We start from the raw sequence: 17,587 nt of genomic DNA, 5'->3' as shown, positions 1-17,587 counted from the left end.
GTGGTGTCTCGGCGGGGGTCCTGATGGCAGGCAGTAGCGGGCGAGCGCCCACGCGCCTCGCACGGCGCCCCGCGCCGGTCCGTTCCGCGGGCGCGCCGCGCCCGCCGCGGGAGAATCCGGTTCGGCGGTCCTACACCCGGGCCAAGCGCGCCTGGGACCGGCCGCTGACCGCGTACTACCTCATCTTCGGCAGCAGCCTGCTGATCACCGTGCTCGGCCTGGTGATGGTCTACTCGGCGTCGATGATCCAGGCGCTGCAGCTTGACCTGCCCGCCGCGTACTTCTTCCGCAAGCAGTTCGTGGCGGCCGTGCTCGGCTCGATCCTGCTGCTCGTGGCCATGCGCATGCCCATCAAGCTGCACCGGGCGCTGGCCTATCCCATCCTCGCGGTGACCGTCTTCCTGATGGTGCTCGTGCAGGTCCCCGGGATAGGGCGCAGCGTCAACGGAAACCAGAACTGGATCTACCTGGGCGGCCCGTTCCAGCTCCAGCCCAGTGAGTTCGCCAAGCTCGCCCTGGTCCTGTGGGGCGCGGACCTGCTCGCCCGCAAGCAGGACAAGCGCCTTTTGACCCAGTGGAAGCACATGCTGGTGCCGCTCGTGCCGGTCGCCTTCATGCTGCTCGGACTGATCATGCTGGGCGGCGACATGGGCACCGCGATCATTCTCACGGCGATCCTTTTCGGTCTGCTCTGGCTCGCGGGGGCGCCCACCCGGCTCTTCGCGGGGGTGCTCTCGATCGCGGCCCTGCTCGGCGTGATCCTCATCAAGACCAGCCCCAACCGCATGGCGAGGCTCGCCTGCATCGGTGCCACCGATCCCGGTCCTGGCGACCAGTGCTGGCAGGCCGTGCACGGGATCTATGCCCTGGCCTCCGGCGGATTCTTCGGTTCCGGGCTCGGCGCGAGTGTGGAAAAATGGGGTCAACTGCCGGAACCGCACACCGACTTCATCTTCGCCATCACGGGGGAGGAACTCGGCCTGGCGGGGACACTGTCGGTGCTCGCTCTGTTCGCGGCTCTAGGCTATGCGGGTATCCGCGTGGCCGGACGCACGGAGGACCCCTTCGTACGGTATGCCGCGGGAGGCGTGACCACCTGGATCACGGCGCAGGCCGTGATCAATGTCGGTGCGGTGCTCGGTCTGCTGCCGATCGCCGGTGTCCCGCTCCCGCTGTTCTCCTACGGGGGTTCGGCCCTGCTGCCGACCATGTTCGCCATCGGACTCCTCATCGCCTTCGCGCGGGAGGACCCGGCGGCAAAGGCGGCCCTGGCCATGCGGCAACCTCGGGTGAGATGGAACACGATGAGACGGCGCGTCAAGGCGCGTTCGTCCGGAGAGCGGTGAATTTCGGTGCATGTCGTACTCGCCGGTGGGGGGACCGCCGGCCACATCGAGCCCGCGCTCGCCCTCGCGGACGCCCTGCGGAGGCAGGACCCGACCGTGGGCATCACGGCCCTGGGCACGGAGCGTGGTCTGGAGACCCGACTCGTACCCGAGCGGGGCTACGAACTCGCGCTGATCCCGGCCGTCCCGCTGCCGCGCAAGCCCACCCCTGAGCTGATCACCGTCCCGGGACGGCTGCGCGGCACGATCAAGGCGGCCGAGCAGATCCTGGAGCGGACGAAGGCGGACTGCGTGGTCGGCTTCGGCGGCTACGTCGCGCTGCCCGGGTACCTCGCGGCCAAGCGGACCGGGACGCCGATCGTCGTGCACGAGGCCAACGCGCGTCCCGGCCTCGCCAACAAGATCGGGTCGCGGTACGCCCACGGGGTGGCCGTCGCCACCCCGGACAGCAAGCTGCGCAACTCCCGCTACATCGGCATCCCGCTGCGGCACACCATCGCCACGCTCGACCGGGCCCGGGTCCGCCCGGAGGCGCGTGCCGCCTTCGGCCTCGACCCGAACCTGCCGACGCTGCTCGTCTCCGGCGGTTCGCAGGGCGCGCGGCGGCTCAACGAGGTCGTCCAGCAGGTCGCTCCGGTGCTCCAGCGCGCGGGGATCCAGATCCTGCACGCGGTCGGCCCGAAGAACGAAATGCCGTACGTCGAGAACATGCCCGGTATGCCGCCCTACATCCCGGTACCGTACGTGGACCGGATGGACCTCGCGTACGCCGCGGCGGACATGATGCTCTGCCGTGCGGGCGCGATGACCGTCGCCGAACTCTCCGCCGTCGGGCTTCCGGCCGCCTACGTCCCGCTGCCCATCGGCAACGGCGAACAGCGGCTGAACGCCCAGCCGGTGGTCAAGGCGGGCGGCGGACTCCTGGTGGACGACGCCGAACTGACGCCCGAGTGGGTGCAGGGCAACGTACTCCCGGTGCTCGCCGATCCGCACCGGCTGTACGAGATGTCCCGCGCGGCCTCGGAGTTCGGCCGCAGGGATGCCGACGACCTCCTCGTCGGCATGGTGTACGAGGCGATCGCGTCGCGCCGCAACGCGTGAGACGGCACTAGAAGGCATACAGAAGGCAGGGACCGTGGCCGGACCGACCACCGCCGAACGGCAGAAGCTCGACTCCGGCCCGCCCCGCACACCGCGCTCCCGCCTGCGCGTGCCGCGGACGCGCACCCTGGTCCTCTCGCTGATCGCCTTCGTGCTGGTCGGCGCGGGAGGCGTCTGGCTGCTCTACGGCTCGCAGTGGCTGCGCGTGGAGCGCGTGACGACGTCCGGCACCCGGGTCCTGACGCCCGAGGAGGTGCGCGAGGCCGCCGCGGCCCCGGTCGGCGCACCACTGATCTCGGTCGACACCGACGCCCTTGAGAACCGGCTGCGGAAGAAGCTTCCGCGGATCGATTCGGTCGACGTCGTCCGTTCCTGGCCGCACGGAATCGGTCTGAAAGTGACCGAACGCAAGCCGGTTCTCCTTATCGAAAAGGGCGGAAAGTTCGTCGAAGTGGACGCCGAGGGAGTGCGATTCGCCACGGTCGGTCACGCGCCGAAGGGTGTTCCGCTCCTGGAATTGACCCCGGATCAGGAGAACGCGGCGGCGAGTCTGCGCCGTTTCGACTCCCACCGCCTGCGGCGCGAGTCGGTACGGGTCGCGGGCGCGCTGCCGCCCGCGGTGGCCCGCGATACACGGTCCGTAAAGGTCCGTTCGTACGACTCGATCTCGCTGGAGTTGAGCCGCGGACGCACCGTAGCGTGGGGCAGCAGTGAGAAGGGCCGAACGAAGGCAAGCACACTCACCGCACTGATGAAAGCCGCCCCCAAGGCACGGCACTTCGATGTGAGTGTCCCCACCGCCCCTGCGTCATCGGCGAGTTGACGCATATCGTCGCAGGCCAGCACCCTGGTTCGGCAGCGCTACGGCTGATCACATAGGGTGAAAAGAAAAACGGGAGGTTCGGCGTGTTCGTTGAACGTGCGCCACTTGTCGACTTAGTGTCCTGTTCGGAAGAGTCCAAGGAACAGACACACTGGTAACCCTAAACTTCAGCGTTAGGGTTCGGGTCGGCGTTCGGACCGTCCCATTCGGCATCAGTCGTCGCGGCGCTTGACCGCGAGGCGGCGACACGTAACTCGAGGCGAGAGGCCTTCGACGTGGCAGCACCGCAGAACTACCTCGCAGTCATCAAAGTCATCGGTGTCGGCGGCGGTGGTGTCAATGCCATCAACCGGATGATCGAGGTCGGTCTCAAGGGCGTCGAGTTCATCGCCATCAACACCGACGCGCAAGCCCTGTTGATGAGCGACGCCGACGTCAAGCTCGACGTCGGCCGTGAACTCACCCGTGGCCTCGGCGCCGGAGCCAACCCGGCAGTCGGCCGCAAGGCGGCAGAAGACCACCGCGAGGAGATCGAGGAGGTCCTCAAGGGGGCCGACATGGTCTTCGTCACCGCCGGCGAAGGCGGTGGCACCGGCACGGGCGGCGCACCTGTCGTCGCCAACATCGCTCGCTCCCTGGGCGCCCTCACCATCGGCGTCGTCACCCGGCCGTTCACCTTCGAGGGCCGTCGTCGCGCCAATCAGGCCGAGGACGGGATCGCGGAGCTGCGCGAAGAGGTCGACACCCTCATCGTCATCCCCAACGACCGGCTCCTGTCCATCTCGGACCGGCAGGTCAGCGTTCTGGACGCCTTCAAGTCGGCGGACCAGGTCCTGCTCTCCGGTGTCCAGGGCATCACCGACCTCATCACGACCCCGGGTCTGATCAACCTCGACTTCGCCGACGTCAAGTCGGTCATGTCCGAGGCCGGTTCGGCCCTGATGGGCATCGGTTCGGCGCGCGGCGACGACCGCGCGGTGGCCGCCGCCGAGATGGCGATCTCCTCGCCACTCCTGGAGGCGTCCATCGACGGAGCGCGGGGAGTCCTGCTCTCCATCTCCGGCGGCTCCGACCTCGGCCTCTTCGAGATCAACGAAGCGGCCCAACTGGTCAGCGAGGCGGCCCACCCCGAGGCCAACATCATCTTCGGCGCCGTCATCGACGACGCCCTGGGCGACGAGGTCCGGGTCACCGTCATCGCGGCGGGCTTCGACGGCGGCCAGCCGCCGTCCAAGCGGGACACCGTCCTGAGCGCGTCGTCGGGCAAGCAGCGCGACGAACAGCCCGCGGCCACCAGCCGTCCGGCCGAGTCCCGTTCGCCGTACGGCGGTCTGGGCAGCGTCACGTCGCACGACGAGCCCTCCACCCCGGAGCCCGTCGAGGTGACTCCGGTGAACGAGACCCCGTCCGCGCCCGTGGCCCCGCCGCAGGTGCCGCCGGCCCGTCCGTACTCGGACAGCCAGGCCGAAGAGCTGGACGTGCCGGACTTCCTGAAGTGATAAGCAAGCACAGCACTGTGAGCGGCGCGCACTTCGCCTTCACCGACAGGTGGGGCGGGGTGAGCGCCGTTCCGTACGAAGAGCTCAATCTCGGCGGCGCGGTCGGCGACGACCCCCGGGCCGTGCGGACGAACCGCGCGCTGGCCGCCACGTCGCTGGGCATCGACCCGGCGCGGGTCGTCTGGATGAACCAGGTGCACGGCCCCGACGTCGTCGTGGTCGACGGACCCTGGGGTTCCGACGCCGAGATCCCGGCGGTCGACGCCGTGGTGACCGCCCGCCGGGGCCTGGCCCTGGCGGTCCTCACCGCGGACTGCACGCCCGTCCTGCTCGCCGACCCGGTCGCCAAGGTCGCGGCGGCGGCCCACGCGGGACGGCCGGGCATGCTGGCGGGGGTCGTCCCCGCCGCCGTCGAGGCGATGGTGAAGCTGGGCGCGGACCCGGCCCGTGTCATCGCCCGCACCGGACCCGCCGTCTGCGGCCGCTGCTACGAAGTGCCCCAGGAGATGCGGGCCGATGCCGCCGCGATCGAGCCCGCGGCGTACGCCGAGACGAGTTGGGGCACTCCGGCGGTCGACGTGACCGCGGGGGTGCACGCCCAGCTGGAGCGGCTCGGGGTGCGCGACCGGGAGCAGTCGCCGGTGTGCACCCTGGAATCCGGTGACCACTTCTCGTACCGCCGCGACCGGACCACCGGTCGTCTCGCGGGCTATGTCTGGCTGGACTGATAGGGCATGACGGACCGTAAGTCTCAACTCGCCGCAAATCTGGCGGAGGTCGAAGAGCGCATCGCCGCGGCGTGCGCGGCGGCCGGGCGCAAGCGGGAGGAGGTGACCCTGATCGTGGTCACCAAGACCTACCCCGCGAGCGATGTGCGGATTCTCTCGGAGCTCGGTGTGCGCCATGTCGCCGAGAACCGTGACCAGGACGCGGCCCCCAAGGCCGCCGACTGCGCGGATCTTCCCCTTGCCTGGCACTTTGTGGGTCAATTGCAGACCAACAAGGTCCGTTCTGTGGTCGGTTATGCCGATGTGGTCCAGTCCGTGGACCGTCCCAAGCTCGTCACGGCCCTGTCGGCGGGCGCCGTGCGCGCGGAGCGGGAGCTCGGCTGTCTGATCCAGGTCGCCCTCGACGCCGAGGAGAACGGTCGGGGCGAGCGCGGGGGCGTGGGCCCCGGCGGCATCGAAGAGTTGGCCGGACTCGTGGCGCGGGCCCCGGGGCTGCGGCTCGACGGTCTGATGACCGTGGCGCCGCTCACCGGTCCGTACGCGGGGCGGCAACAGGCGGCGTTCGAGCGGCTGATGGAATTCTCAACCCTCATGCGCGCGGCTCATCCGGCTGCGAACATGGTGTCGGCAGGGATGAGTGCGGACCTCGAACAGGCCGTGGCGGCCGGAGCGACACATGTGCGCGTCGGTACGGCGGTACTCGGAGTCCGACCCGGGCTCGGGTAACGTCGCCAAGAAGTCGGACCACAGCAGAAAATATGGTCATTCTCGCTGTTGGGCGGGGAGACCTCGTGGATCGCGGGCAGTTGGTTGACGACAGCCGATCCACCACAGAGCGGAGGACTCAGAGCATGGCCGGCGCGATGCGCAAGATGGCGGTCTACCTCGGCCTCGTGGAGGACGACGGGTACGACGGTCCGGGGTTCGACCCCGATGACGAGTTCGAACCCGAGCCGGAGCCCGAGCGGGACCGCCGGCGGCATGAGCCGCCCCACCAGTCGCACCAATCCCGTCAGGCACACGTGCCCGAAAGGGACGAATCGGTACGAGTGGTACAGCCCCCCGCACAGCGTGAGCCGGTCGCCCATTCCGCTTCGCTAGCCGCGGAATCCGGACGTCCGGCACGAATCGCCCCCGTGGCATCCATCACACCTGAACGCCAGAGCCTGGAGAAGAACGCACCGGTGATCATGCCCAAGGTCGTGTCCGAGCGGGAGCCCTACCGCATCACCACGCTGCACCCGCGGACGTACAACGAGGCCCGTACCATCGGGGAACACTTCCGCGAGGGCACTCCGGTGATCATGAATCTGACCGAGATGGACGACACGGATGCGAAGCGACTTGTCGACTTTGCCGCCGGTCTCGTGTTCGGTCTCCATGGCAGCATTGAGCGAGTGACGCAGAAGGTGTTCCTGTTGTCGCCTGCTAACGTCGATGTAACGGCGGAGGACAAGGCTCGCATCGCAGAGGGCGGGTTCTTCAACCAGAGCTGAGACGTAAGTGACGCAGTAACGCAGAACCGGCAGACGCAGCACGAGTAACAGGGGAGAGGGAACCGCGAACATGAGCGTGGTCTTGCAAGTGCTTTACATCGCGCTGATGTGCTTCCTCATCGTGCTGATCTTCCGGTTGGTCATGGACTACGTCTTCCAGTTCGCCCGCTCATGGCAACCCGGCAAGGCGATGGTGGTCGTTCTGGAGGCCACCTACACTGTCACTGATCCACCGCTCAAGCTTCTGCGGCGGTTCATTCCGCCGCTGCGTCTCGGGGGCGTGGCGCTCGACCTGTCCTTCTTCGTACTGATGATCATCGTCTACATCCTGATCACCGTCGTGAGCGGCTTGTGAACGATACGGTCTTGCCGAATGCCGACGACTACGTTGAGGTGAAGAGATGCCGTTGACCCCCGAGGACGTGCGGAACAAGCAGTTCACGACCGTCCGCCTCCGAGAAGGCTATGACGAGGACGAGGTCGATGCCTTCCTCGATGAGGTCGAAGCCGAACTGACTCGCTTGCTCCGCGAGAACGAGGACCTGCGCGCCAAGCTGGCCGCAGCGACCCGCGCCGCTGCGCAGAACCAGCAACAGGGCGGGATGCGAAAGCCTCCGGAACCCCAGGACCAGCGCGGTCCGGGCGCCCCGGTGCCCGCCGCAATATCGGGCCCGCAGCCGGTGCCGCCGCAGCAGCAGCACCCGCAGCAGCACCAGCAGATGGGCGGTCCGCCGCAGCTTCCCGGTGGTGCGCCGCAGCTGCCCGCAGGCCCCAGTGGGCACGGCCCGCAGGGGGGTCCGCAGGGACCCGGCCCGATGGGTCAGGGTCCGATGGGCGGCCCCATGGGCGGTCCCATGGGCGGCCACGGTCCGCAGATGCCCCAGCCCGGTCAGGGCCCCGGCGGCGACAGCGCCGCGCGTGTGCTCTCCCTGGCGCAGCAGACCGCCGACCAGGCGATCGCGGAGGCCCGTTCCGAGGCCAACAAGATCGTCGGCGAGGCCCGTTCGCGTGCCGAGGGCCTCGAGCGTGACGCCCGTGCCAAGGCCGACGCCCTGGAGCGGGACGCGCAGGAGAAGCACCGCGTGGCGATGGGCTCCCTGGAGTCCGCTCGCGCCACGCTGGAGCGCAAGGTGGAGGACCTGCGCGGCTTCGAGCGCGAGTACCGCACGCGTCTGAAGTCCTACCTGGAGTCGCAGCTCCGTCAGCTGGAGACCCAGGCCGACGACTCGCTGGCCCCGCCGCGGACGCCGGCCACGGCTTCCCTTCCGCCGTCCCCGGCGCCTTCCATGGCACCGGCCGGCGCGGGCGCCCCGTCGTACGGCGGCAACCAGTCGATGGGCGGCAACCAGCAGAACGCCGGTCCGTCCTACGGCGGCCAGCAGCAGATGTCCCCGGCGATGACCCAGCCGATGGCGCCGGTGCGGCCGCAGGCCCCGCAGCCCATGCAGCAGGCCCCGTCGCCGATGCGTGGCTTCCTCATCGACGAGGACGACAACTGACGGCCGTTCCACGCCTTAGGCGTCGGCAGCGTTCAGGGCGAGGCCCCCAGTACTCCTGGGGGCCTCGCCCTTTTCCGTCTCCACCTGCTCTGCCCGGAACGCCGAAGGCCCGGTCCCGCCAGGATCTCTGGCGGGACCGGGCCTTCGCCGGTTCTCGGTGGCTACGCCTTGCGGAGGCGGAACGTCAGGGACAGGGACTCGTCCGTGAACGTCTCGCCGTACGCGCCGTCGGCCTCGCCCTGGGAGAAGTCCGTGGCGAGCACCTCGTCCGCGATGAGGTCGGCGTGGTCGGACAGGGCCGTGATCACGGCCGGGTCCGTGGAGGTCCAGCGCAGGGCGATCCGGTCCGCGACGTCCAGGCCGCTGTTCTTGCGGGCCTCCTGGATCAGGCGGATCGCGTCACGGGCCAGGCCCGCCCGGCGCAGCTCCTCGGTGATCTCCAGGTCGAGGGCGACCGTGGCACCGGAGTCGGACGCCACCGACCAGCCCTCGCGCGGGGTCTCCGTGATGATGACCTCGTCCGGGGCCAGCGTCACCTTCTCGCCATCGACCTCGACCGACGCCGTGCCCTCGCGCAGGGCCAGGGACAGCGCTGCCGCGTCCGCGTCGGCGACGGCCTTGGCGACCGCCTGGACGCCCTTGCCGAAGCGCTTGCCCAGGGCACGGAAGTTGGCCTTCGCGGTCGTGTCGACCAGTGAGCCGCCGACCTCGGAGAGTGACGCCAGCGAGGAGACGTTGAGCTCCTCGGTGATCTGGGCGTGCAGCTCCGGGTTGAGCGACTCGAAGCCCGTGGCCGCGATCAGGGCGCGGGAGAGCGGCTGGCGGGTCTTGACGCCCGACTCGGCGCGCGTGGCGCGGCCCAGCTCCACCAGGCGGCGCACGAGCACCATCTGGCGCGACAGGTCCGGGTCGATCGCCGACAGGTCGGCCTCGGGCCACGACGTCAGGTGGACCGACTCCGGGGCGTCCGGGGTGACCGGCACCACCAGGTCCTGCCAGACGCGCTCCGCGATGAACGGCGTCAGCGGGGCCATCAGGCGCGTGACCGTCTCCAGGACCTCGTGCAGGGTGCGCAGGGCCGCCTTGTCGCCCTGCCAGAAGCGGCGCCGCGAACGGCGTACGTACCAGTTCGAGAGGTTGTCGACGAACGTGGACAGGAGCTTGCCCGCGCGCTGGGTGTCGTAGCCCTCCAGGGCCTGGGTGACCTGGTCGGTGAGCGCGTGCAGCTCGCTGAGCAGCCAGCGGTCCAGGAGCGGGCGGTCGGCGGGCGCCGGGTCGGCGTCGCCGGGGGCCCACTTCGACGTACGGGCGTACAGCGCCTGGAAGGCGACCGTGTTCCAGTACGTCAGGAGCGTCTTGCGCACGACCTCCTGGATCGTGCCGTGGCCCACGCGGCGGGCCGCCCACGGGGAGCCGCCGGCCGCCATGAACCAGCGCACCGCGTCGGCGCCGTGCTGGTCCATCAGCTGGATCGGCTCCAGGGTGTTGCCCAGGTGCTTGGACATCTTGCGGCCGTCCTCGGCGAGGATGTGGCCGAGGCACACGACGTTCTCGTAACTCGACTTGTCGAAGACCAGGGTGCCTACCGCCATGAGCGTGTAGAACCAGCCGCGGGTCTGGTCGATGGCCTCCGAGATGAACTGCGCCGGGTAGCGGCTCTCGAAGAGCTCCTTGTTCTTGTGCGGGTAGCCCCACTGCGCGAACGGCATCGAACCCGAGTCGTACCAGGCGTCGATGACCTCGGGGACGCGCGTCGCTGTCTCCTGGCAGGTCGGGCAGGGGAAGGTCACCGCGTCGATGAACGGGCGGTGCGGGTCGAGCTCCGACTGGTCGGTGCCCGTCAGGTCGGAGAGCTCGGCGCGCGAACCCACGCACGTCAAGTGGCCTTCCTCGCAGCGCCAGATGGGCAGCGGGGTGCCCCAGTAGCGGTTGCGGGAGAGCGCCCAGTCGACGTTGTTGGTCAGCCAGTCGCCGAAGCGGCCGTGCTTGACCGAGTCCGGGAACCAGTTGGTCTTCTCGTTCTCCTGGAGGAGGCGGTCCTTGACGGCCGTGGTGCGGATGTACCAGGACGGCTGCGCGTAGTAGAGGAGCGCCGTGTGGCAGCGCCAGCAGTGCGGATAGCTGTGCTCGTACGGGATGTGACGGAAGAGCAGACCGCGCTCCTGGAGATCCTCGGTCAGCTTTTCGTCGGCCTTCTTGAAGAAGACACCGCCCACGAGCGGGACGTCCTCCTCGAAGGTGCCGTCGGGGCGCACCGGGTTCACGACGGGGAGGCCGTACGACCGGCAGACCTTGAGGTCGTCCTCACCGAAGGCGGGGGACTGGTGGACCAGACCGGTGCCGTCCTCGGTGGTCACGTAGTCGGCGTTGACCACATAGTGCGCGGGAGCCGGAAACTCCACGAGCTCGAAGGGGCGCTGGTAGTTCCAGCGCTCCATCTCGGCGCCGGTGAAGGTCTGTCCCGTGCTCTCCCAGCCCTCGCCGAGCGCCTTCTCGAGGAGCGGCTCGGCGACCACGAGCTTCTCTTCGCCGTTCGTCGCGACGACGTACGTGACGTCGGGGTGCGCGGCGACCGCGGTGTTGGAGACGAGGGTCCACGGAGTGGTCGTCCACACCAGGAGGGCCGCCTCGCCCGCGAGCGGGCCGCCGGTGAGCGGGAAGCGGACGAAGACGGACGGGTCGACGACCGTCTCGTAGCCCTGCGCCAGCTCGTGGTCGGAGAGGCCGGTGCCGCAGCGCGGGCACCAGGGGGCGACGCGGTGGTCCTGGACCAGGAGGTCCTTGTTGAAGATCTCCTTCAGGGACCACCAGACGGAGTCGACGTACTCCGGGTCCATGGTGCGGTACGCGTCGTCGAGGTCGACCCAGTACCCCATGCGGTTCGTGAGGTCGGTGAAGGCGTCGGTGTGCCGGGTCACGGACTCGCGGCACTTGGCGTTGAACTCGGCGATGCCGTACGCCTCGATGTCCTTCTTGCCGTTGAACCCCAGCTCCTTCTCGACCGCGAGCTCGACCGGGAGGCCGTGGCAGTCCCAGCCGGCCTTGCGGGCGACGTGGTAGCCCCGCATGGTGCGGAAGCGCGGGAAGACGTCCTTGAAGACGCGGGCCTCGATGTGGTGGGCGCCCGGCATGCCGTTGGCGGTGGGCGGGCCCTCGTAGAACACCCACTCGGGGCGCCCCTCGGACTGCTCCAGGCTCTTGGCGAAGATCTTCTGCTCGCGCCAGAAGTCGAGCACGGCGTGCTCAAGGGCGGGCAGGTCGACCTGGGCGGGCACCTGGCGGTACTGCGGCTGCGTGTGCAACGGCTGCGTGTTCAACGCGCTTCCTCCGGCGGACGATTCCGTTCCGTCGGAGGGACGAGAGCCGCTTGTCGCGCTCCCGCGGTACCACCCTCCTTGGCCTTCCTGATGCGCGGGTGGCGCTCGGGAAAGCCCCCTCATTGGGGTCGCGATGCCGGGTCTACTGGCCGGTGGCGGGCTGGAGGGCCCGCTGCCGGTGGTTCTTCCGGCGGCTCCGGGGTGATCTTCGCGTCGTGCCTGCCCCCGGGCTCACACCGTCCCCGGGTCGCTCATGGCCGCGTACGCCGCTACTCGTCCCCATCCACGCTTCTCGCTGGGCCCAGTGTACGGGGCCGGGGCGGACGCGGCCGACCGGTTATTCGGGCGCCCTCAGCGTGCTGCTGGGGCGTGCTGCTCAGGCGTGCTGGGGGATCTCGTCGCGGAGGGAGTCGCGGACCATCTTCCGCAGCTCCGGGCTGTCGGTGTGCCCGTGGACGGACACGGCGTGCTCGCTGGCGGCGCGGACCACTTCCTCCTCCTCGCCGGAGATGGCGAGGGTGCAGTTGGTCTCGCTCGGGAATTCTCGGCAGTCGGCTGTTTTGCGCATGGCGCACCTTCTTGTGTCATGTCCCATTTTATGCTTGGTTTCAGCCTTGCGGCGGACCGGCGGCCGATGCCGACGGGACCGCGGTGACTGACCCGAATGCCGCCATCCGGAGCGTGCGGATCCCGACCCCTCGTCCGGCCGGATTACCCGGCTGGGAGCTGGGCACAACGCATGCATGCCTGCCGCGCTGAACCCGTGGGGCGGGCGTATGGAGCGGCGTGCCCCGTTGCCGCGGGCCCTGAGTCGATTTATCGTCCCAGCACGATTGCGCGAGCAAGATCACAAAATGTGAAGGGGCCGCGGCCATGGTGGCGAAGAAGACCGCCGTACAGCATTCGGCGTCAGGCAGATCCACGGGCGCGGCCACACAGGGAGCAGGCGGGACGCACGGTTCCCACGGCGCGCACGAGGGCGTGAAGCCGACGGACGAGAAGGCCGCGGGCGAGAAGTCCGCGGCCAAGAAGACCACGAAGAAGGCGGCGGCCAAGAAGGCCGTGGCCAAGAAGGCGGCAGTCAAGAAGGCCGTCGCCAAGAAGGCGGTCGTCAAGGTCGCCGATGCCGGCAAGAAGACACCGGCCGGGGAAGGCCCCGTCAAGGAGTCCGCCGCGGCGAAGAAGGCGCCCGCCGCGAAGAAGGCCCCGCCGGCGAAGAAAACAGCTGCCAAGAAGAGCACGGCCAAGAAGAGCACAGCCAAGAAGACGGCCGCGAGTGCGGCCGATGGTGCGGCTCAGGCCGCGGAGACGACGGGAGCCACGACAGTGGTCACGAAGAAGACTCCGGGCACGGCGACGGCAGCGAAGAAGCCGACGGCGGTGCCCAAGGCGCGTGTCGCCGCCGCGGAGCCCGGTGAGCTCGCGGTCAGGCCGGGCGAGGACCCCTGGACCCCGGAGGAGGTCGAGGAGGCCCGCGCGGAGCTCCAGAGCGAGGCACTGCGGCTCGGCAGTGAGATCTCCTCCTCCGAGGACGCCCTGGCGGGGCTGATGCGGGACTCCGGGGACGGCGCGGGCGACGACGACGCCGACACCGGCACCAAGAACATCACGCGGGAACACGAGATGTCGCTGGCCGCCAACGCGCGCGAGATGCTCGTCCAGACCGAGCGCGCCCTGGAGCGGCTGGACGCCGGTACGTACGGCATCTGCGAGAACTGCGGCAATCCCATCGGCAAGGCCCGGATGCAGGCCTTCCCTCGCGCGACCCTGTGCATGGACTGCAAGCAGAAGCAGGAACGGCGCTACTGAACGCGGCCTGACCACCTGGTGCCGTACGTGTGTGCCGTACTCTCGTCCCCAGTCAGGTACCTAGGTTGAGGGACTCACGTGGCAGAGGCGGAGCGCATCATCGGTACGCCGGATACCCCTGAGGCGGCTGGGGCCGAGCCGGAGCAGTCCGCCTCGGGCTCCGGCGCGGCGGCGGGGCAGGACGAGCAGGGCGAGCGGGCCTCCAAGGACGAGCAGGCCTTGTCCGAGAGGACGGCTTCGTCCGGCGAGACGGCTTCGCCGGACGAGCAGGCCTCGCCCGACGAGCAGCCGTCCAAGGGCAAGCGCAAGATCCTCGTCCTGTTCGTGGTGGCCGTGCTCGCGTACGCCCTGGACCTCGTCAGCAAGATGATCGTCGTCGCGAAGCTCGAGCACCACGAGCCGATCGAGATCATCGGCGACTGGCTCCAGTTCAACGCCATCCGCAACGCGGGCGCCGCCTTCGGGATCGGCGAGGCCTTCACCGTGATCTTCACCTGCATCGCGGCGGCCGTGATCGTGGTGATCGCCCGCCTGGCGCGCAAGCTCTACAGCATGCCCTGGGCGATCGCCCTCGGCATGCTGCTCGGCGGCGCCCTGGGCAACCTCACCGACCGGATCTTCCGGGCCCCCGGAGTGTTCGAGGGCGCGGTGGTCGACTTCATCGCGCCGAAGGGCTTCGCGGTGTTCAACCTCGCGGACTCGGCGATCGTGTGCGGCGGCTTCCTGATCGTGATCCTGTCCTTCCGCGGCCTGGACCCGGACGGGACCGTCCACAAGGACTGAGCCGCACGGGAACGAGCAAGGACCGATCACGGACCGGGCTCATGGCGGAGCCTCGTGGTGCGGGAGTGTCAGTGGCCTCCTGCATACTCAATGGGTGAGCACGATTCCCGAGATCCGTACCCTGCCCGTGCCGGACGGCCTGGAGGGCGAGCGCGTAGACGCCGCCATCTCTCGCATGTTCGGTTTTTCCCGCACGAAGGCCGCCGAGCTGGCGGCGGCAGGCAAGGTGATGGTCGACGGCAGCGTGGTCGGCAAGTCCGAGCGTGTGCACGGCGGCGCCTGGCTGGAGGTGGAGATGCCGCAGGCGCCCGCTCCGGTGCAGATCGTGGCCGAGCCCGTCGAGGGCATGGAGATCATCCATGACGACGACGACATCCTCGTGATCGTCAAGCCGGTCGGCGTGGCCGCGCACCCGAGCCCCGGCTGGACCGGCACCACGGTGATCGGCGGCCTCGCGGCCGCCGGGTACCGCATCTCGACCTCCGGCGCCGCCGAGCGCCAGGGCATCGTGCACCGCCTCGACGTGGGCACCTCCGGTCTGATGGCGGTCGCCAAGTCGGAGCGCGCGTACACCTCCCTGAAGCGCCAGTTCAAGGAGCGCACGGTCGACAAGCGCTACAACGCGCTGGTGCAGGGCCACCCCGACCCGATGAGCGGCACGATCGACGCCCCCATCGGCCGCCACCCGCACCACGACTACAAGTGGGCGGTCACCGCCGAGGGCAAGCCCTCCGTCACGCACTACGACCTCATCGAGGCGTTCCGGGCCGCCTCGCTGCTCGACATCAAGCTGGAGACGGGCCGCACGCACCAGATCCGCGTGCACATGGCGGCCCACCGGCACCCGTGCGTGGGCGACCTGACGTACGGCGCGGACCCGACCCTCGCCAAGCGGCTCGGCCTCACGCGCCAGTGGCTGCACGCGGTGCGGCTCGGCTTCGAGCACCCCGGTGACGGGCAGTGGGTCGAGTTCGAGAGCACCTACCCGGACGACCTCCAGCTGGCACTCGACCGGGTGCGGGCCGAGAGCTCATGAGCGCCGGGGTCACCTGCCGGGTCGCGGTCGAGACCGACGACCTGGAGGCCTGCTTCGCCGTCCGCAAGGAAGTCTTCGTCGTCGAGCAGCAGGTCCCCGAGGATCTTGAGTACGACGCGTACGACGCCGGGGCGGTGCACGTCCTGGCGGTCCGCGACGACGGGACGCCGCTGGGCACCGGACGCCTCCTCTCCGGCGCGGCGGCCGCGGCCAAGAACGGCGGAGACCCCGACGTGGGCGCGCTCGGCCGGCTCGCGGTGACGCGGGCCGCGCGCGGACTCGGCGTCGGCGCCGCCCTGGTGCGGGCGATCGAGGACGCGGCACGCGCGCGTGGCCTCACCGCGGTCGACCTGCACGCCCAGACGCACGCACTGGGGTTCTACGAACGCCTGGGGTACGAGGTCTACGGCCCCGAATTCCCCGACGCGGGCATCCCGCACCGGGCGATGCAAAAGACGCTGACCTAGGGCATTCGCCCGGTTCGCGGGGAGCGCGTGGCAGGGTTGAGGTCTTGATCGTCCGAGTCCTGACCTGTCTCGAAACGCCGGAGGGCGCACCGTGGACCAACTGGCGCTGCTGCTCGTTCTGTTGCTCGGGGCCGTGGTGACGGTGCCGCTGGGGGACCGGCTCGGGCTGCCCGCGCCCGTCCTCATGACGCTGGCCGGGATCGTTCTCGCCTTCGCCCCCTGGGTCCCGAACGTCGAGATCCCGCCCGACTACATCCTTCCGCTGGTCCTTCCGCCCTTGCTGTACGCGGCCGTCCAGCGCACCTCCTGGCGGCAGTTCGCCGCGAACAGACGCCCCATCTTCCTGCTCGCGGTCGCGCTCGTCTTCGTGACGACAGCGGCCGTCGCCGCGATCGCGGGCTCGGTCGTCCCCGGACTGCCGATCGCCGCCGCCGTGGCGCTCGGCGCGCTCGTGGCGCCGCCCGACCCGGTGGCCGCGACCGCCGTCGCCGGGTCGCTCGGGCTGCCGCGGCGGCTCGTGTCGATCCTGGAGGGCGAGGGGCTCTTCAACGACGTCACGGCGATCGTGCTCTACCACGTGGCGATCGCGGCGGCGGTGAGCGGAACGTTCTCGTGGCCGTCGGCGGTGGGGCAGCTGGTGCTCTCCGCGGTGGTCGCCGTCGCCATGGGCATCGCGCTCGGCTGGCTCACCAACAAGCTCATGGGGCTGCTCGGCGATGCCACCCTGCAGACCGGCCTGACGCTGCTCGTGCCCTTCGTGAGCTACGTCCTGGCCGAGGAGCTGATGGGCTCCGGAGTGCTCGCCGTACTGACCACCGCGCTCTACCTCGCGGAGCACGCCGCCGACGCGGACGACGTGCTCGGCCGGATCACCGGGCAGACGTTCTGGAGAATCGTCGACACCCTGGTCACCGGCGTCGCCTTCGGACTCATCGGGCTCGAGCTGCACAACGTCTTCGGCACGGCGAGCGGCCGGGAGGCGCAGATGCTCGGCTGGGGCGCGGTGGTCGTCGCGGTCGTCGTCGGCGTACGGCTGCTGTGGCTGCTGCCCGCGACCTGGCTGGCCAAGCGGCTGCACAAGCTGCGGGACGTCGACGAGGAGATCCCGACGACCTGGCGCGAGACCGTCGTCATGTGGTGGTCCGGGATGCGTGGCGTGGCGTCGGTCGCCCTCGCCCTCGCCATTCCGCTCAAGACGGAGAACGGAGATCCCTTCCCGGCCCGGGACGAGATCATCTTCATCGCCTTCTGCGTCATCATGGCGACCCTCGTCGTCCAGGGGCTCACCCTGCCCTGGCTGGTACGGAAGCTCGGGGTGCGCGCGGACACCGACGCCGAGCGGGCCATCGAGCGGGAGCTCGCCATCCGGGCGGCCAAGGCGGCCAAGCGCCGCCTCAAGGAGATCGAAGAGGTCGAGGAGCTGCCGGAGGACCTCTCGGAGCGGCTGCTGCGCGGGGCGTTCGACATCGGGGCCAGGATCAGCCCCGACATCGTCGACGACGAACGGCGCGAGCGGTACTCCAAGCGCGCCGACCGCCTCAAGGCGGTCCAGCGCATCCAGCGCGACATGATGTCGGCCGCCCGCCACGAGATCCTCGCCGCCCGCAGCGAACCCGGCGCCGACCCCGAGATCGTCGACCGGGTCCTGCACCACCTCGACGTACGCAGCCTGCGGTCCTGACC

At 69.8% G+C, this 17,587-nt stretch carries 16 protein-coding genes; 14 read left to right on the top strand and 2 right to left on the bottom strand.

The window, feature by feature from the left end; genetic code table 11:
* The first annotated feature begins 23 nt into the window (after positions 1 to 23).
* The 9 genes from ftsW (at position 24) to ACZ6ZP_RS01785 (ending at position 8,492) form a co-directional block, all read left to right on the top strand.
* A complete protein-coding gene (gene ftsW / locus ACZ6ZP_RS01825; RefSeq protein ID WP_351162390.1) occupies positions 24 to 1,346 on the top strand; it encodes a putative lipid II flippase FtsW in 1,323 nt (440 codons plus the stop codon).
* A 6-nt stretch (positions 1,347 to 1,352) separates the two neighbouring features.
* Positions 1,353 to 2,447, top strand: coding sequence for an undecaprenyldiphospho-muramoylpentapeptide beta-N-acetylglucosaminyltransferase (murG, locus tag ACZ6ZP_RS01820; protein ID WP_361463752.1), 1,095 nt, complete (start codon positions 1,353 to 1,355; stop codon positions 2,445 to 2,447).
* A 34-nt stretch (positions 2,448 to 2,481) separates the two neighbouring features.
* On the top strand, positions 2,482 to 3,270 hold the full coding sequence (locus ACZ6ZP_RS01815) for a cell division protein FtsQ/DivIB (RefSeq protein WP_351162386.1): 789 nt from the start codon (positions 2,482 to 2,484) through the stop codon (positions 3,268 to 3,270).
* A gap of 275 nt (positions 3,271 to 3,545) precedes the next feature.
* Complete coding sequence (gene ftsZ, locus ACZ6ZP_RS01810; RefSeq protein ID WP_351162384.1) at positions 3,546 to 4,769, top strand: cell division protein FtsZ; 1,224 nt, start codon at positions 3,546 to 3,548, stop codon at positions 4,767 to 4,769.
* Between the two features lie 17 nt (positions 4,770 to 4,786).
* On the top strand, positions 4,787 to 5,497 hold the full coding sequence (pgeF, locus tag ACZ6ZP_RS01805) for a peptidoglycan editing factor PgeF (protein WP_383819471.1): 711 nt from the start codon (positions 4,787 to 4,789) through the stop codon (positions 5,495 to 5,497).
* 6 nt (positions 5,498 to 5,503) lie between these two features.
* Entirely contained in the window at positions 5,504 to 6,223 is a 720-nt protein-coding gene (locus tag ACZ6ZP_RS01800; protein WP_351162380.1) for a YggS family pyridoxal phosphate-dependent enzyme, read from the top strand.
* Positions 6,224 to 6,348: 125 nt separating this feature from the next.
* Positions 6,349 to 6,993, top strand: a complete 645-nt coding sequence (locus ACZ6ZP_RS01795; protein WP_351162378.1) for a cell division protein SepF — start codon at positions 6,349 to 6,351, stop codon at positions 6,991 to 6,993.
* A 70-nt stretch (positions 6,994 to 7,063) separates the two neighbouring features.
* Entirely contained in the window at positions 7,064 to 7,348 is a 285-nt protein-coding gene (locus ACZ6ZP_RS01790; protein WP_249590439.1) for a YggT family protein, read from the top strand.
* Between the two features lie 46 nt (positions 7,349 to 7,394).
* Complete coding sequence (locus tag ACZ6ZP_RS01785; protein WP_351162375.1) at positions 7,395 to 8,492, top strand: DivIVA domain-containing protein; 1,098 nt, start codon at positions 7,395 to 7,397, stop codon at positions 8,490 to 8,492.
* 161 nt (positions 8,493 to 8,653) lie between these two features.
* Here the strand turns inward: ACZ6ZP_RS01785 and ileS are convergent, their stop codons facing one another.
* Both ileS and ACZ6ZP_RS01775 read right to left on the bottom strand, forming a co-directional pair.
* Entirely contained in the window at positions 8,654 to 11,794 is a 3,141-nt protein-coding gene (ileS, locus tag ACZ6ZP_RS01780) for an isoleucine--tRNA ligase (RefSeq protein WP_361463823.1), read from the bottom strand.
* Between the two features lie 391 nt (positions 11,795 to 12,185).
* Entirely contained in the window at positions 12,186 to 12,377 is a 192-nt protein-coding gene (locus ACZ6ZP_RS01775) for a DUF1059 domain-containing protein (RefSeq protein WP_160504522.1), read from the bottom strand.
* Positions 12,378 to 12,682: 305 nt separating this feature from the next.
* On the opposite strand from ACZ6ZP_RS01775, the gene ACZ6ZP_RS01770 reads away from it, so the two are divergent.
* The 5 genes from ACZ6ZP_RS01770 to ACZ6ZP_RS01750 all read left to right on the top strand — a co-directional run bounded on the left by ACZ6ZP_RS01770 (position 12,683) and on the right by ACZ6ZP_RS01750 (position 17,585).
* On the top strand, positions 12,683 to 13,618 hold the full coding sequence (locus ACZ6ZP_RS01770) for a TraR/DksA family transcriptional regulator (protein ID WP_469405195.1): 936 nt from the start codon (positions 12,683 to 12,685) through the stop codon (positions 13,616 to 13,618).
* Between the two features lie 78 nt (positions 13,619 to 13,696).
* Positions 13,697 to 14,401, top strand: coding sequence for a signal peptidase II (gene lspA / locus ACZ6ZP_RS01765; protein WP_361463744.1), 705 nt, complete (start codon positions 13,697 to 13,699; stop codon positions 14,399 to 14,401).
* 94 nt (positions 14,402 to 14,495) lie between these two features.
* Positions 14,496 to 15,437 (top strand): RluA family pseudouridine synthase, encoded by a 942-nt coding sequence (locus ACZ6ZP_RS01760; protein WP_351162369.1) that lies wholly within the window; start codon positions 14,496 to 14,498, stop codon positions 15,435 to 15,437.
* Positions 15,434 to 15,904 (top strand): GNAT family N-acetyltransferase, encoded by a 471-nt coding sequence (locus ACZ6ZP_RS01755; protein ID WP_351162367.1) that lies wholly within the window; start codon positions 15,434 to 15,436, stop codon positions 15,902 to 15,904. The genes ACZ6ZP_RS01760 and ACZ6ZP_RS01755 overlap by 4 nt, the downstream gene beginning before the upstream one ends.
* Before the next feature lie 91 nt (positions 15,905 to 15,995).
* A complete protein-coding gene (locus tag ACZ6ZP_RS01750; protein WP_351162365.1) occupies positions 15,996 to 17,585 on the top strand; it encodes a Na+/H+ antiporter in 1,590 nt (529 codons plus the stop codon).
* The last annotated feature ends 2 nt before the right edge of the window (positions 17,586 to 17,587 follow it).

This window comes from Streptomyces sp. NPDC054047 (assembly GCF_055585065.1).
The sequence above is the reverse complement of the archived record's forward strand: the minus strand, read 5'-3'. Positions and strand labels throughout refer to the sequence as shown.